The sequence below is a fragment of the Mycobacterium toneyamaense genome, from assembly GCF_055384815.1.
The window spans coordinates 857,765-872,462 of the sequence record NZ_AP040333.1; the positions used below are offsets into that span (position 1 = coordinate 857,765).

Annotated in this window: 12 protein-coding genes; 7 read left to right on the forward strand and 5 right to left on the reverse strand. The window is 67.6% G+C overall.

Annotation, left to right across the window (positions count from 1 at the left end; translation table 11 throughout):
- Nucleotides 1-107: 107 nt before the first annotated feature.
- Both ACZ5IQ_RS04085 and ACZ5IQ_RS04090 read right to left on the reverse strand, forming a co-directional pair.
- Complete coding sequence (locus tag ACZ5IQ_RS04085; protein WP_346416131.1) at nucleotides 108-1,193, reverse strand: MarR family transcriptional regulator; 1,086 nt, start codon at nucleotides 1,191-1,193, stop codon at nucleotides 108-110.
- A 3-nt stretch (nucleotides 1,194-1,196) separates the two neighbouring features.
- Nucleotides 1,197-2,309 carry an ATP-binding protein gene (locus tag ACZ5IQ_RS04090; protein WP_346416180.1) on the reverse strand — a complete coding sequence of 371 codons (1,113 nt, stop codon included), beginning with the start codon at nucleotides 2,307-2,309 and terminating at the stop codon, nucleotides 1,197-1,199.
- A gap of 175 nt (nucleotides 2,310-2,484) precedes the next feature.
- On the opposite strand from ACZ5IQ_RS04090, the gene ACZ5IQ_RS04095 reads away from it, so the two are divergent.
- Complete coding sequence (locus ACZ5IQ_RS04095) at nucleotides 2,485-4,014, forward strand: acetyl-CoA acetyltransferase (protein WP_212812986.1); 1,530 nt, start codon at nucleotides 2,485-2,487, stop codon at nucleotides 4,012-4,014.
- Nucleotides 4,015-4,094: 80 nt separating this feature from the next.
- On the opposite strand, the gene ACZ5IQ_RS04100 is transcribed toward ACZ5IQ_RS04095, so the two are convergent.
- Nucleotides 4,095-4,946, reverse strand: coding sequence for an LLM class F420-dependent oxidoreductase (locus ACZ5IQ_RS04100; RefSeq protein ID WP_212812984.1), 852 nt, complete (start codon nucleotides 4,944-4,946; stop codon nucleotides 4,095-4,097).
- Between the two features lie 185 nt (nucleotides 4,947-5,131).
- On the opposite strand from ACZ5IQ_RS04100, the gene sfnG reads away from it, so the two are divergent.
- From sfnG to purH, 5 genes are all read left to right on the forward strand, one after another.
- Nucleotides 5,132-6,262 (forward strand): dimethylsulfone monooxygenase SfnG, encoded by a 1,131-nt coding sequence (sfnG, locus tag ACZ5IQ_RS04105; RefSeq protein ID WP_212812982.1) that lies wholly within the window; start codon nucleotides 5,132-5,134, stop codon nucleotides 6,260-6,262.
- Between the two features lie 129 nt (nucleotides 6,263-6,391).
- On the forward strand, nucleotides 6,392-7,345 hold the full coding sequence (locus ACZ5IQ_RS04110; protein WP_073694328.1) for a DUF5336 domain-containing protein: 954 nt from the start codon (nucleotides 6,392-6,394) through the stop codon (nucleotides 7,343-7,345).
- Nucleotides 7,346-7,421: 76 nt separating this feature from the next.
- Nucleotides 7,422-8,939, forward strand: a complete 1,518-nt coding sequence (locus ACZ5IQ_RS04115) for a cell division protein PerM (RefSeq protein WP_073694329.1) — start codon at nucleotides 7,422-7,424, stop codon at nucleotides 8,937-8,939.
- A gap of 9 nt (nucleotides 8,940-8,948) precedes the next feature.
- Complete coding sequence (gene purN, locus ACZ5IQ_RS04120; RefSeq protein ID WP_318987233.1) at nucleotides 8,949-9,596, forward strand: phosphoribosylglycinamide formyltransferase; 648 nt, start codon at nucleotides 8,949-8,951, stop codon at nucleotides 9,594-9,596.
- A 1-nt stretch (nucleotide 9,597) separates the two neighbouring features.
- Complete coding sequence (purH, locus tag ACZ5IQ_RS04125) at nucleotides 9,598-11,166, forward strand: bifunctional phosphoribosylaminoimidazolecarboxamide formyltransferase/IMP cyclohydrolase (RefSeq protein ID WP_406802345.1); 1,569 nt, start codon at nucleotides 9,598-9,600, stop codon at nucleotides 11,164-11,166.
- Nucleotides 11,167-11,229: 63 nt separating this feature from the next.
- Here purH and ACZ5IQ_RS04130 read toward each other — a convergent pair whose 3' ends face one another.
- On the reverse strand, nucleotides 11,230-12,648 hold the full coding sequence (locus tag ACZ5IQ_RS04130; protein ID WP_406802344.1) for a malate:quinone oxidoreductase: 1,419 nt from the start codon (nucleotides 12,646-12,648) through the stop codon (nucleotides 11,230-11,232).
- Between the two features lie 83 nt (nucleotides 12,649-12,731).
- Between ACZ5IQ_RS04130 and ACZ5IQ_RS04135 the strand changes: the two genes are divergently transcribed.
- On the forward strand, nucleotides 12,732-13,637 hold the full coding sequence (locus ACZ5IQ_RS04135; RefSeq protein ID WP_406802343.1) for a LysR family transcriptional regulator: 906 nt from the start codon (nucleotides 12,732-12,734) through the stop codon (nucleotides 13,635-13,637).
- 11 nt (nucleotides 13,638-13,648) lie between these two features.
- On the opposite strand, the gene ACZ5IQ_RS04140 is transcribed toward ACZ5IQ_RS04135, so the two are convergent.
- Nucleotides 13,649-14,665 carry an alpha/beta hydrolase gene (locus tag ACZ5IQ_RS04140; protein ID WP_406802342.1) on the reverse strand — a complete coding sequence of 339 codons (1,017 nt, stop codon included), beginning with the start codon at nucleotides 14,663-14,665 and terminating at the stop codon, nucleotides 13,649-13,651.
- Nucleotides 14,666-14,698 lie beyond the last annotated feature (33 nt).

The following is a 14,698-nucleotide window of genomic DNA, read 5'->3' on the forward strand; positions in this document are numbered from 1 at the left end:
TTCTGGTGGGGGCCTGTTGTGTTTCGCGCGAATGCGGCTGACGATGCGAGTGTGCAAACAGATCGCAGATCCCGGCAGTGGGGCGCTCTGGCTGCACATTGGCCGCGTCAGCGCTGGCGGCGCTCGCGGTAGTGCACGTAGTGCCGGAGCAGTGGATCGCAGAGGTCGTACCAGGTGGCGCGACGGTCGCCGGAGTCCGCTTTGGCGGCGCGGACCCAGCCGCCGGCCGTGAGGCGGCCCAGCGCCGCTGACGCCGACTGGTTCGAAATGCCCACGGCGGCAGAGAGATCGGTGACAGTGCGGGCGCCGTCGGCGCGGGCCAGTTCGACGATCAGGCGTTGTTCGCCGGCCGGAAGCTGCCACAGCAACTGCTGATAATGCGGCGTCAGCTGTTCCAATACCGCGTCGGCAGCGGGAGTGACGCTTTCCAGTGCGGCGCGGTCGACGGTCTCGGCGATGATCTGCCAGTTACGCGGTGACCAGCCGATGATCTGGGCGGTCGCGCCGACCTTGGTCCGCCCCTCGGAAGTCTCGACGTACGCGGCCAATCCGCGATCGCGGGCGTGCTGCGTGAGGAACTCGGCGACGTCAGTGTCCGCGAGGTCGGGTAGTTCCTCGATGATGAACGAGCCGTACCACGGGTGGGTGCGGGACGAGACTGCCGGGAACAGCGCCGGAGACGTCGCGAAAACCAAGACGGCGGTGGATGTTTCGACCCAGGCGCGAAAACTGCCCTGGCCCGCCTCGCCGATGGCGTCGAAGATGCGGTCGGCGTTTTCGATCGCGACCAACACCATACGGCCGGCGGCCAGGTCGAGGATTTCCCGTTCCAGCTCCAGTGCGTCGCCGCGAAGCTCCTGGGCTCGTCCGAGTATTTCCGAGCCCTGCGTGCGCAGCAGTTCGACGAGCAGGTCCGGATAGCTGCCGATGGCCAGGGCGTCCTCGGGAAGTGTCAGCAGCAGTGTGGCTTTGGCGGCCTTGCGGTGTTTCAGCGCGCGATGGATCGCGACCCGAAGCGTGTGGGTCTTACCAGCGCCGCGAGGTGCGATGAGCAAGGTGTGCGGCCGGGAGCCGTCCTGCGCGGAGCTGACGATGCGATCCGTCAACCGCTTCAGCAGGGGCCCGCGGCCGACGGTGCGGGCGTCGAGTTCGTCGGGGTCGACGGTGCCAGGTGAGAACGCAGGGTGGGTCATGGCCTACCGCCTCATGGCTCGCCAAGCCGACTGCACCAGGCCGGAGGCGAAGCAGTCGTCGTCGCCGACGCGACGCAGATAGTGGTCCTGCTCGAGGCGCTCGATGAACGAAACCAACTGGTCGCGATCGGTGATGGGTGAGCCCTCGGTCTTCAGGAACTGCAGTGTTGCGTTGACACTCAACGGGGTTGGGGCATGGGCGTAGATGTCGAGCAGTCCGGCGATGGCAGGGGCGTCGTCGCCGTAGTAGTTGCGCAGCCGGTCGCGGTAGTGCCGCAGGTCCCAGGGATCGTGCGGATCGGTGATGGCGGCGGACAGTAGCTCCGCGATGCGGTCCGGTTTGACGGACCCTTCTCGTGCCGCGCCCGCGACCAGGTGCTGGATGTAATACGGCACGTTCTCTGCCGCCGCCGCAATGGATTCCGCGACCAGATGTCGGTCGGTGGTCCGGACGTTCACGCCGAGCAGCAGGCACTCGGCGAGGTAAGTGGCATGGTCGTGGCGGATCGGGCCGACCGTGACCTTGCGGATGTCGTTGACCGAACTGAGCGCGTCTTCCGAGACATGGTGGAAGCCAATGGAACCGGACAGGACGGTGGCCAGGCGGCCGGAGTGTTCCTGGCGGAACCGGCGCAGCAGGTGCAGGAACGCGTCTCCGCCGCCCGGCTTTTCGCGTTCGAGGTTCCGGGCCAGCACGGTGACCTCGTCGATGAACAGCACCAACGGGCCGTCCTTGGTGCGGGCGACGGCGCGCTGCAACAGATCGTCGAGAGCGGCGTCGGCGCGAACCCGCTCGAACTTGAACGGCCCGGTGCCAACCGCGACCTTCCAACGGTCGACCTCCTGGCGCAGGGCGTTGTCGACGCGGCCGAGCTCGGCGGCGAGAGCCGTGACGAACTCGGCATAGGTCTGCCGCTCGGCGCTGACCGAGACGACCGTCAGGCCCTGCAGCCGCGCGGTGTGCGCGACGAGTCGGGCCAGGGACGTCTTGCCGTGCCGACGGTCGCCGACGAGAGCAGCGCCACCGTCGGGCAGGCTGGCCAGGATTTCCTGCTGCTCGCGCACGCGGCCCACCACGTTCTCGGGCGGGACGACGCCGCCGACCACGAGGGACATGGGTCTGATGGGCCAATTCATCTGGCAATTGTACGTCGAATTAGCTGTACGTCTAGATAGTTGTACGTTTGAATTGTTGTACGTGTGCTCTGGCGTAAATGCCCAGCTACCCGTCATGCGCGGTCGCCTCCCAATCGGTTAGCCTGTCGAATTAACAGTTGTCTGGAGGTTTGTAATGGGTGTCGATCCGCGTACGCCGGTGATCGTGGGCGTCGGTCAGTTCACCGAGCGCCTTGAGGACCCCGACTACCGCGGCATGTCCTCGGTCGACCTCGCGGCGGCAGCCGCGCAGGCGGCACTGCAGGACACCGGAGCCGACGTCACCGCAGTTGCCGCGGCTATCGACACAGTCGCGGGCACCCGGCAGTTCGAGATCTCCGGCCACGTTCCGGCGCCGCTCGGCAAATCGAACAACTACCCGCGCTCCGTGGCGCAGCGCATCGGCGCTGATCCCGCCCGCGCCGTGCTCGAAGTCATCGGCGGGCAGAGCCCGCAACACCTGATCACCGAATTCGCCGGCGAGATCGTGGCCGGCCGCGCCGACGTCGTGATGATCATGGGGTCGGAAAACACGTCCAGCATCCGCTACTTCAAGGGTCGGGATGACAAGCCCGATCACTCGGAGACCATCGACGGCCAGCTCGAGGACCGCGGCTACGGGTACGACGGCATCTTCGACGAGTACACCGTCCGGCACGGGCTGATCGGTGCGCCGGTGCAGTATGGCCTCTTGGAGAACGCCCGGCGGGCACGGCTTGGCCTGTCCGTGCAGGACTACCGACAGGCGATGGGGGAGCTGTTCGCCCCGATGTCGAAAGTCGCGGCCAAGAATCCGTATTCGTCGGCGCCGGTGGAGCGCACCGTCGACGAGCTGGTGACCGTCACCGACAAGAACCGGATGATCTGCGACCCCTACCCGCGGCTGATGGTGGCCCGCGACCAAGTGAACATGGGTGCGGCCGCATTGCTGATGTCCGTGGAGTCGGCGCGCAAACTCGGTGTGCCGGAATCCAAGTGGGTTTACTTGCGTGGTCATGCGGACATGAAGGAGCAGAAGCTGCTCGACCGTACCGATGTCGGTGCCAGCCCGGCATCAGTGCTGGCCGTGCAGGAAGCGTTGCGGGTGGCCGGAATTGGAATCGACGACGTCTCGGCATTCGACCTGTACAGCTGCTTCCCGTTCCCGGTGTTCAACATCTGTGACGGCGTCGGCCTGGCGACCGACGATCCGCGGGGTCTGACATTGACCGGCGGCCTGCCGTACTTCGGCGGCCCGGGAAACAACTACTCGCTGCATGGCATCGCTGAAGCGGTCACCCGAATGCGGGAAGCCCCAGGCGAATTCGCATTGGTGGGCGCGAACGGCGGCATCGCCAGCAAGTTCTCGGTCGGCATCTATTCGACCGAACCTGCCGATTGGGTCGCCGACAACAGCGCCGAATTGTGCGCAGAGGTCGCGTCGTGGCCGACGATCGCCGTCACCGAGCATGCGAACGGCCCCGCGACCATCGAGACCTACACCGTCCGATACGACTGGACTCCCAACACGGGCATCATCATCGGGCGCCTTGACGCCGACGGGAGCCGGTTCCTGGCTACCACGACCGATGCCGAACTGATGGCCTTGCTGTGCGACGGCGAGCCGCTGGGCGCAAAGATCGTCGTCACCTCGACCGACGAGGGTAATCGGGCTGTGATGGCCTGATCTTGGTTGCCGAGATCGACGAAATGGTCGTTCTTGCAAGAGATTAGCGACCAATTCGTCAATCTCGGCGCGGCAGAACCTCAGATCCCGAAGTCGCTCAACTTCTTCGCCAGCTTCTCGACGTACGCCGACACGGTGGCCTCGTCACTGTCCGGCAACCCGAACAGCACCTCGGTCACACCGAGCTTCTTCCAGTGCGCCAACTTGTCGGCGTCCGGCTTGAAGTCCAGCGCGACGATGGTCGGCGCACCCGAGCGTCCGGCCGCGGCCCAGGTGTCCTGCAGCAGCTTGACCGGCTCGTCGATGTCGAAGTCGCGCGGTGTCGTGATCCAGCCGTCGGCCGACTTGGCGATCCACTTGAAATTCTTCTCGGTGCCGGCCGCCCCGACCAGGATCGGCACATGCGACTGGACCGGCTTCGGCCAGGCCCACGACGGACCGAACTTCACGAATTCGCCGTCGTACTCGGCTTCTTCCTGGGTCCACAGCGCGCGCATGGCCTCCAGGTACTCGCGCAGCATGGTGCGGCGGCGGGCCGGCGGGACGTTGTGGTCCTGGAGTTCGTCTGTGTTCCAACCGAATCCGACGCCGACCGAGACGCGGCCGCCGGACAGATGATCCAGTGTCGCAATCGATTTCGCGAGAGTGATCGGGTCGTGCTCGACAGGCAGCGCCACCGCGGTCGACAGCCGCACCCGCGACGTCACCGATGCGGCGGAGCCGAGCGCGACCCACGGATCCAGCGTCCGCATGTAGCGGTCGTCTGGCAGCGTCTCGTCACCGGTGGTGGGGTGGGCCGCCTGGCGCTTGATCGGGATGTGCGTGTGTTCGGGCACATAGAAGGTGGTGAAGCCGTGGTCGTCGGCCAGTTTGGCGGCGGCGGCGGGCTTGATGCCGCGGTCGCTGGTGAAAAGTACGAGCCCGTAGTCCATACGGTGAATTAGAACGTGTTTCAGTATGGGGCGCAAGAGTGGGTGCCAAGAATGCCGAAGTGGGCCCATTACCTGGGAATTTCCGACACGGTGCAGCCGCTGGGCGCCGGTGAACCGATCCGGAGATAACTTCATCGCGAACGTTACCCACGACGGTGGCTGGGCTTGCTTGTTCACATGGGCCCATGACGACCGAACGCATCGCCGACCACGTCAAGTTCGCCTACTGGGTGCCCAACGTCAGCGGCGGCCTGGTGACCAGTGACATCGAGCAGCGGACCGACTGGAACTACGAGTACAACAAGAAGCTCGCGCAGACCGCAGAGAACAACGGCTTCGAGTACGCCCTCAGCCAGGTGCGGTACGAGGCCAGCTACGGCGCCGAATATCAGCACGAGTCGACGAGCTTCAGCCTCGCGCTGCTCCTGGCAACGGAACGGCTGAAAGTCATTGCGGCCGTTCACCCCGGCCTCTGGCAGCCGGCGGTGCTCGCGAAACTGGGAGCGACGGCCGACCACCTCTCCAACGGTCGTTTCGCCGTCAACGTCGTCTCCGGTTGGTTCAAGGACGAATTCACGCACCTGGGCGAGCCCTGGCTGGAACACGACGAGCGCTACCGCCGCAGCGCCGAATTCCTCCAGGTGCTGCGCAAGATCTGGACCGAGGACGACGTCGACTTCCGCGGCGACTTCTACCGGATCCACGACTTCACGCTGAAGCCCAAGCCGCTCAACACGGCGGAGCGCCCCAACCCGGAACTGTTCCAGGGCGGCAACTCGAGTGCGGCGCGCCGCAACGGCGGCTACTACGCCGACTGGTACTTCTCCAACGGCAAGGACTTCGACGGCGTGACCGAGCAAGTCGTCGACGTCCGCGACCACGCCCGTCAGGTTGCCCGGGAGGTCCGCTTCGGGCTGAACGGATTCATCATCGCGCGCGACACCGAGAAAGAGGCGAAAGAGGTCCTCAAGGAGATCGTCGCGAAGGCCAACCGGCCCGCCGTCGAGGGATTCCGCCAGGCCGTGCAGCAGGCCGGCAACTCCACCGGTGACAAGAAGGGCATGTGGGCGGATTCGAGCTTCGACGACCTCGTGCAGTACAACGACGGTTTTCGTACCAAGTTGATCGGAACTCCGGAACAGATCGCCGAACGGATTGCTGCCTACCGCAAACGGGGCGTGGACCTGATCCTCGGCGGCTTCCTGCATTTCCAGGAGGAGATCGAGTACTTCGGAGCCAAGGTGCTGCCGTTGGTGCGGGAAATCGAGGAGGCGGAACAGGACGCCGCGGAGGCGCCGATCCGCGTCCCGGCGTGACGGCTCGGCGAGTTTGCTCAGGACCGTCGCGGCCGGTCAGGGCGGTGCACTGCGGGTCGAACTGATGCGGGGCGACCTCAGTGAAGTGCGCTAGCGTGGTTGGTCGAGTCGACAGGTACAGGAGAGGTCATGACGTACCAGCCCGGTAACCCCGGCTACCCGCCCGCCCAGCAGCCCGGCCAGTACGGCAACCAGTACGGCGGGCCGACCCAGCAGTTCAACCGTCTGCCCGAGCAGATCCCGGCTGCGCCTGCGGCGCCGGCCGGCCCGAGCAAACTGCCGGAGTACCTGACCATCGCGGTCGCGGCGCTCGGCCTGCTCATCTTCGGCTTCAACTTCGCGCCCCAGTTGGGTGCGGGAGGCCTGGATGCTGGCACCGGCAGCATCCTGACCCAGGCGCCGATCGTCGTCGCCGTGCTGGCTGCGCTGCTCGCCGGCGTCAGCCTCCTGCCCAAGCAGAAGAGCTTCAAGTCGTGGGTCGCCATCCTCGCGGTGCTGGCCCTGCTGCTGGTGATCAACGAGATCGTGCAGGCGCCCAAGGGCATCGAGGTCGAGTGGGGCCTCTATGTCGTGCTCGCGCTGTCGGTGCTGCAGGCCGGTAGCGCTGTCGGGGCGCTGCTGCTGGACGCCGGCGTCATCCAGCCGCCCGCACCGCGTCCGCAGGCCGATCCGTACAACTACGGCGGACCGGCGCAGGGCTACAACCCGCAGGCTCAGTACTACGGCCAGCAGCCTCAGCAGCAGTACGGCCAGCAGACCGGCCAGCACTTCGGCCAGCAGGGTGGCTACCAGCCGCAGTCCCAGAACGGTCCCATCGGCGGCTACACCGGCGCACAGAGCGCGTCGCAGCACGGCGCCGACTCGGGTCCGCCGACCCCGCCGACCGGGTTCCCGGCCTTCGGTCAGCCGCAGCAGTCGGCCGGCCAGTCGTCGTCCCCGCAGCAGTCGTCGGGCCAGGGTCCGTCGGCGTCCGAGGCCTCGGCCGGATCGTCGTCGTTCACCTCGTCGCCCAGCGTTCCGGGCTCGACGGGATCCGGCTCGGAGCCGACGACGACCTTCCAGCAACCCCCGGCTCCGCAGTAATCGGGTCCGGCTTCGTCATAATCGCTAGGGCGCTCGCGGCACGCGAGTGACGACCTCGCGAGGAGTGACCCAGCTAGTGGATAACCGACCAGTCGGTACGCGTCAGGCGCGTGACCTGCTTCGGGTTGCGTTCGGCCCGTCGGGCATCGCCCTGGCGATCATCGCCGCGCTGGTGCTGATCCAGCTGGTCATCGCCAACAGCGACCTGACCGGCGCGTTCGGCGCGATGGCCAGCATGTGGCTGGGCGTGCACGGCGTCCCGGTGTCGATCGGCGGCGCCGAGCTCGGCGTGATGCCCCTGGCCCCGCTGCTGGCGATGGTCTGGGGCACGGCCCGCACCACGGCCGCGGCGACGCGGCCGGGTGCGTCCTGGTTCGTGGTCCGGTGGATCGTCGCGTCGGCGCTCGGTGGACCACTGCTGATCGCGGCGATCGCGATCGCGGTGATCCACGATGCGTCGTCGGTGCTCACCGAGCTGCAAACCCCGAGTGCCCTCCAGGCATTCGGCTGCGTCCTGGCGGTGCACGCGGTCGGCGCGGCCATCGGTGTCGGCTCGCGCCTGCAGGGACGGCTGCTGACCGATGCGCACCTGCCGGACTGGCTCCCGGAGGCGTTGCGCGGGGCCGTCGCCGGCGTGTTGGCGCTGCTCGGTCTGTCGGGATTGGTCGCGGTCGGCTCGATGGTCGTGCACTGGTCGACCATGCACGACCTCTTCGGCATCACCGATTCGGTGTTCGGCCAGCTCAGCCTGACCGTGCTGTCTGCGCTGTACATCCCGAACGTGATGGTCGGCGCCGCCGCGGTGGCCGTCGGTTCGAGCGTGCACGTGGGGTTGGCCACGTTCAGTTCTTTCACGGTGCTCGGCGGTGATGTGCCCGCCGTGCCGGTACTCGCCGCCGTGCCGTCGCCTCCGCTGGGCCCGGTATGGGTGGCGCTGCTGATCATCGCGGCGGCCTCGGCCGTGGCGGTGGGCCAGCAGTGTTCGCGGCGCCCGGCCCCGTGGCCGATTGCATTCGCCAAGTTGGCGGTGGCGTCGCTCCTGGCTGCGGTGATGATGGTCCTGCTTGCGGTCGCAGGCAGTGGTCGCCTGGGCAACTTCGGTGAGCTCGGCGTCGATCAGACGACGTTCGGGCCTGCGGTTTTCCTGTGGTTCATCTCCATCGGCGGTCTCACGGTGGCCATGGCGGGCGGCCTGACCCGCCGTCCGGCCCGGCCGGCACCCGTCGCGCCGGCCCCGCCGGTTGACGAGGAACCGTACGAAGATGAGGCGGCAGACGTCGTCGACGATGACGAGCCCGTGACCGAGAAGCTGATCGGTGACGTGTCGGCCGCCCCGGCGGACGGGGACGACGACTCGCACTTCGCCGGTGGCCCGGCATTCGAGCCGGCCGCCGAGACTGCGCCGGAGCCGGATGCTGAACCCGCGCCCAAACCCGCCGAACCACGCCGGCCGGCACGTCCGGAACCGGACATGACCCCGGCACCGGCGGAGGCCTATCAATCCGGCACCACCGATCGCATCGGTGAGCACGTCACCTTCGACCCGGACGAGGACCCTGAGGCGCATTTCGTGGTCGACGACGACGGCCACTAGGCTGCTCCCGTGCAGCTACCGGTCCATGTGCCCCCGACTGCGCCGGCGCGGCTCGTCGTCCTGGCGTCCGGGACCGGTTCGCTGCTCGAGTCTGTGCTTGCCGCGGCGGTCGGCGACTACCCGGCGCGCGTCGTGGCCGTCGGCGCGGACCGTGACTGCCCGGCACTGCAGATCGGGGCGGCCGCCGGGGCGGCGACGTTCACCACGCGGCTGCGTGACCACGCTGACCGGGCCGCCTGGGACGCGGCGTTGACTGCCGCCGTCGCGGCCCACGAGCCGGATCTGGTGGTGTCGGCCGGGTTCATGAAGATCCTCGGACCTGCATTTCTTGCGCGCTTCCAGGGACGGGTGCTCAACACCCACCCGGCGCTGCTGCCGTCGTTTCCGGGCGCACACGCGGTGTCCGAGGCCCTCGCCTACGGGGTTCGGGTCACCGGCAGCACGGTGCACCTGGTCGACGACGGCACCGATACCGGCCCGATCCTGGCACAGGAGCCGGTGGCGGTACGCGACGACGATGACGAATCGTCGCTGCATGAGCGGATCAAAGTCGTCGAACGACGACTGTTGGTAGATGTGATCGCCGCGGTGGCCCTCCGCGGTGTGACGTGGAGTGGGCGAAAGGCGGCCATCGGGTGCCGCGGTGAGGAGCAATAGGATGACGCGACGACCGATTCGGCGCGCGCTGATCAGCGTGTACGACAAGACCGGCCTGGCCGAGCTGGCCCGCGGGCTGCACGAGGCCGGGGTGACCCTGGTGTCGACCGGTTCGACAGCGAAAACCATTGCTGCCGAGGGTATCCCGGTGACTCCCGTCGAAGAGGTCACCGGTTTCCCGGAGGTGCTGGACGGCCGGGTCAAGACGCTGCACCCGCGCGTGCACGCCGGCCTGCTGGCCGACACCCGCAAGGCCGAGCACCTCGCCGCGCTCGATGAGCTCGGGGTCGAGGCGTTCGAACTCGTTGTGGTGAACCTGTATCCGTTCACGCAGACCGTGGCGTCGGGCGCCTCCGAGGACGAGTGCGTCGAGCAGATCGACATCGGCGGCCCGTCGATGGTCCGCGCTGCGGCCAAGAACCACCCCAGCGTCGCCGTCGTCGTCGACCCGCTTGGGTACGACGGTGTGCTGGCCGCCGTCCGGGATGGCGGTTTCACGCTCGAAGAGCGGAAGAAGTTGGCGTCGTTGGCTTTCCGTCACACCGCCGAGTACGACGTGGCCGTCGCATCCTGGATGGGGTCGGTGCTGGTGCCCGGCGACGACGAGGCGTCCGCCGCCGGTATGCCCGCGTGGCTCGGTTCGACATGGCGTCGCACTGACGTGCTGCGCTACGGCGAGAACCCGCACCAGAAGGCGGCGCTCTACAGCGACGACGCCGGCTGGCCGGGGCTGGCCCAGGCCGAGCAGCTGCACGGAAAAGAGATGTCCTACAACAACTACACCGACGCCGACGCGGCGTGGCGGGCGGCGTTCGACCACGAGGACATCTGCGTGGCGATCATCAAGCACGCCAACCCGTGTGGCATTGCGGTGTCGTCGATCTCGGTTGCCGATGCGCACCGCAAGGCCCACGAGTGCGACCCGCTGAGCGCGTTCGGTGGTGTCATCGCGGCCAACACGGCCGTGACCGAGGAGATGGCCGAGACCGTCGCGGACATCTTCACCGAGGTGATCGTCGCTCCCGCCTTCGAGCCGGGCGCCGTCGAAATCCTCAGCCGCAAGAAGAACATTCGCATCCTGGTGGCGAGCGAACCGCAGCCCGGCGGCACCGAGTTCCGTCAGGTCAGCGGTGGCCTGCTGGTGCAGCAGCGTGACGCGCTCGATGCCACGGGCGACGACCCGCTGAACTGGACCCTGGCGACCGGCAGCCCGGCGGACCCGGAGACGTTGGCCGACTTGGTGTTTGCCTGGCGCGCGTGCCGCGCGGTGAAGTCGAACGCCATCGTGGTCGCTGCCAACGGGGCCACCGTCGGCGTCGGCATGGGCCAGGTGAACCGCGTCGACGCGGCGCGGCTGGCGGTCGAGCGGGGCGGTGACCGCGTCAAGGGCGCCGTCGCTGCCTCCGACGCGTTCTTCCCGTTCCCGGACGGTCTGCAGACCCTGACCAACGCCGGCGTGAAAGCCATTGTGCACCCGGGTGGTTCGGTCCGTGACGACGAAGTGACCGCGGCCGCCGCGGCTGCGGGCATCACGCTGTACCTGACCGGGGCGCGGCACTTCGCCCACTAGATTCACAGGCTGAATGGCCAGGTTCGCACGGAGATGATCCGGGCAAACCTGGCCATTCGCCGTTCAGAGGCTGAGCAGCGCTGCAGTGTCCCGAGGGGCCACGGCATCGTTCATGCGGGACTGCCAGGAGGCGGCCCAGCGCTCGGGGAAGCACCGCTGCAGGAGGCCGAGCATGATCGGCACGGCGGTCGAGGCTCCCGGAGAGGCGCCCAGCAGTCCTGCGATGGTGCCGTCGGCCGACGTGACGAGCTCGGTTCCCGATTGCAACACGCCGACGCGCTTCGGGTCCGGTGTGACGAGCTGGGCCCGCTGTCCGGCCGGTATCAGCTCCCAGTCGCCGGGGTCGGCCTCCGGGTAGAACCGTTGCAGCTGTTTGATCTTGCCGCCGAGCGGGGTGAGCAGCTCACCGATCAGATAGCGCACCAGGGTCAGGCTCTGCAGGGCCGCGGCGGCCAGCACATGCAGGTTGTGCCACCGCAGTGTGGTGAAGAAGTCGGTGAGCCTGCCGCCTTTGAGTAGCTTGGTGCTGAACGTCGCATACGGGCCGAACATGAGGTAGCCCTTGCCGTCGACGACGCGTTTGTCCAAGTGCGGCACCGACATCGGCGGGGCTCCTATCGCTGCCTGGCCGTACACCTTGGCATCGTGCTGTGCGACGACGTCGGGTTGCGCGCACCGCAGGAACGCTGCGCCGACGGGCAGCACACCGTAGCCGCGGACCTCGGGAACGTGCGCGCGCTGCAGCAGCCGCAGGGCGAACCCACCGGCTCCGACGAACACGTGGCGCGCCCTCAGCTGAAACCTGTTGTGCGACTCCGTACGTCGGCCGCCGACCAACCAGGTGCCGTCCGGGTCCTGGCGTAGCCGGCGCACCTCATGGCCGAGCCGGACCTCACCGCCGTTCGAGGTGATGATGCGGGTCAGTCCGCGGGTGAGCGCTCCGAAGTCGACATCGGTGCCGCCGGGGTGGCGGGTCGCCGCAATCGGTTGCGCCGGATCGCGGCCCGCCATCACCAGCGGGGCCCATTCGGCGATGATCGCGGGGTCGTCGCTGAATTCCAGATCGGCGAAAAGCGGATCGGAGCTGAGGGTTTCGAATCGGCGCCGGAGGTAGGCCACATCGTGGTCGCCGAACACCACGTCCATGTGCGGCGTGCCGTGGACGAAAGTCGCCGGGGCCAGCAGGCCCTGCTCGACCAGATGTGCCCACCAGCGGCGGGACAACTGGAACTGTGCGGCGATCTGCGCGGGCGCGCTGCCGTCTTCGGGATCGGGCATGTAGTTGAGTTCGCAGTAGCCGGAGTGGCCGGTGCCGGCGTTGTTCCACGGCCCGCTGCTCTCCGTGGCGATGTCGGATGCCCGCTCCACCAACACAATGCGCCACTGTGGTTCCAATGTGCTGATCATGGCGCCCAGGGTGGCAGACATGATGCCGCCACCGATGAGGACGACGTCGGCGACTTCCGGTTCAACGGTGTTCATGGTTGCTCCTTGTCTCGTTACTCCAGCATCACCCCCGAGAATTCGATCCGTCCAATGAATGTTCAGGCGATTATCATCCGAATATGGATCAATGGATGAGCCTGCTCGCGCCGCAGCTTCGGGCGCTCGAAGAGCTCGACTCCCAGGGCGGGCACATGACCCGTGCCGCCGACAGCCTGGGTATTCCGCAGTCATCGATGAGTCGGCGCATCCACGCCTTGGAGAAGATGCTCGGTGTCCGGCTGCTCACCCAGGAGGGGCGGACGGTGCGCCTGACACCGGTCGCGGTGCAGCTTGCCGAACAGTCACGGCGCCCATTGCGCGAGCTCGAAGCGACGGTCGAGACGATCGCCGGCGAAGCCGACCCCGAACACGGGACCATCCGGTTCGGCTTCCCCCTGACGATGGGGGCCGGCGTGGTGCCGAACCTGGTCACCGAATTCCACCGGCGCGCACCGGGAATCCGGCTGCAGATGAAGCAGGCGCACGGCAGTGAACTCGCCGCGGATCTGAAGGCCGGAACACTCGACGTCGCCGTGGTGATCCCGCCGCCCGACGGCGTCGAACATGTGGTGATCGGCGGACAACACATCCGGGCCGTGTTACCGGCGGCCCATCCGCTCGCGGCCCGTCGTCGTCTTCGGCTGGACGAACTGCGCGACGAGACCTTCATCGCCAACCAGGCCAGCTATCACCTGCGTCAGGCGACGGAAAGCTGGTGCCGTGACGCGGGTTTCGTTCCGCACGTGCCCGTGGAGATCACCGAATTCTCGACCATCCGCGAGCTGGTCGGCCGGGGGATGGGCATCGCGCTGCTGCCGCACGACGAGCACACCTCACGCAAGGTCCGGGAAATCCCGTTGACGCCCAACAACTATCAGCGACAGATCGCGCTGGCGTGGGCGCCGACCGCCGGCACTCCCGCAGCGCGCAGGCTGCTGGCCTTCCTGCGTACGGAGTGGGCGGCCAAGGCCGCCCACAACCGCTGACGCCGCGTGAATCAGGACGCGACCTCGCCGGACTGCTGCGTGGTCGTGGCGTATTCGAAGAAGTCGACGATCTCGTCGACGGCCTTGCGGGCGTCCGGGTTGACGTCGAAGCTCAGCTGGAACATGTGCATCGCCTTGTCCCACACCTGAACCCACGCCTGCGCTCCTGCCGCCCGCAACGCGTCGGCGAGCGCGAACGAGTCGTTGCGCAGCATCTCGTTGTTGCCGACCTGCAGGAGCGTCGGTCCCAGGCCGTGCAGGTCGGCCTCGGTCGGCATCTCGGGCACCGGGTGCGTGCCGTTCTTGGTCGCGAAGACGTCGTAGAGGTACTTCACCGCCATGAACGGGAACAGCACGTCGCGGTGTTCGAGCATCGCGTTGTACTTCAAGTTCATGTCGGACGACGTCAGCGGCGACAGCAGAATCTGGCCGGCGGGTACCTGCAGGCCCGCGTCCCGCGCCGCGAGCGCCGTGCCGGTCGCGATCAGGCCGCCGGCGGAGTCGCCCGCGAAGACGATCTTCTTCGCGTCGACGCCCGCGCCCAGCACCATGCGGTAGGCGCACACGCCGTCGGCGATGGCGTCCTCGATCAGCGCCTGCGGCGCCAGTCGATAGCCGACGTTCAGGACCCGCGCGCCGGTCGCGGCCGAGAGCTTGCTGGCCCACCGCCGGTGCGAGTTCAGCCCGAGGGTGATCAGCGCCGAACCGTGGAAATAGATGATCACGCGATCGGAACCCTGGGCGCGCGGCGCGACGATCCATTCGGCGTCGCAGTCGTCGAGCTTGATCGGGGTCACCGTGGTGCCGGGCAGGGCGCGGAACGCGCGGAAGGGCCCGTCGATGATGTCGTAGCGGCCGCGCTGGACCAGTTCCGGATGGAACCGGTTGACGACCAGGCCGATGAGCGTGAGCAGGGCGATTACCGGTCGGACGAACACCGCGGTGAGCCCGCCGAGCAGTCGGCTCTGCCACGCGGCGGGGCCGAACTCGAGGTCGGTGGGGCGGTGAGTCCAGTCGAGCGAGTTCACGATACCGAGGGTACTGGGTAAAGCTCCGGAGCC